General features: G+C 46.1%; 1 protein-coding gene. It reads right to left on the bottom strand.

The window, feature by feature from the left end; genetic code table 11:
- Positions 1-22: 22 nt before the first annotated feature.
- Positions 23-666 (bottom strand): catalase (locus ACS8FD_RS21260; protein WP_439277329.1); only part of this gene is annotated, 644 nt, incomplete at its 5' end.

Here is a 666-nt window from a genome sequence, read left to right as displayed (position 1 = left end):
ATAAATTCATACAATTTGCAGTCTATAGACAACTAGGCAGATGACGTGCAGGATCTGTATCCCGCGCTGCCATCGCATCTTCGACGGTCATGCCCAGCGCCTTGGCCACGCCTTCGCCATAAGCAGGATCACACCAGTTACAGTTGCGAATGTGCCGATACTTAATAAAGTCTAGAGCATCACCCATTGCTCTTGCAGTATTGTCGAACAACATCTGTTTTTTCTCATCATTCATGAGGTTAAACAATGCGCGTGGTTGACTAAAGTAGTCGCTGTCGTCTTCACGAAAATCGTAATGCTTGGCATAACCATCAATCTTGAGTGGTGGTTCAGCATAGTCAGGCTGATCTTGCCACTGTCTAAAGCTGTTAGGCTCGTAGTGCGGTAGGCTACCATAGTTGTCATTGGCACGGCCTTGGCCATCTCGCTGGTTACTTGTCACAGGACAACGTGGTTTGTTCACTGGAATTTGCTTGTGATTGACGCCCAAACGATAGCGCTGAGCATCGGCGTAGCTAAATAAGCGAGCTTGTAGCATGCGATCTGGTGAAGCGCTGATACCTGGTACAAGATTATTAGGTGCAAAAGCCGCTTGCTCTACATCTGCAAAATAGTTGGCAGAGTTTTTATTTAATTCAAACTCACCCACTTCTATTAGTGGATAAT

The sequence above is a fragment of the Psychrobacter sp. 1U2 genome, from assembly GCF_051847575.1.
This window is presented reverse-complemented; position numbering and strand designations above follow the sequence as displayed.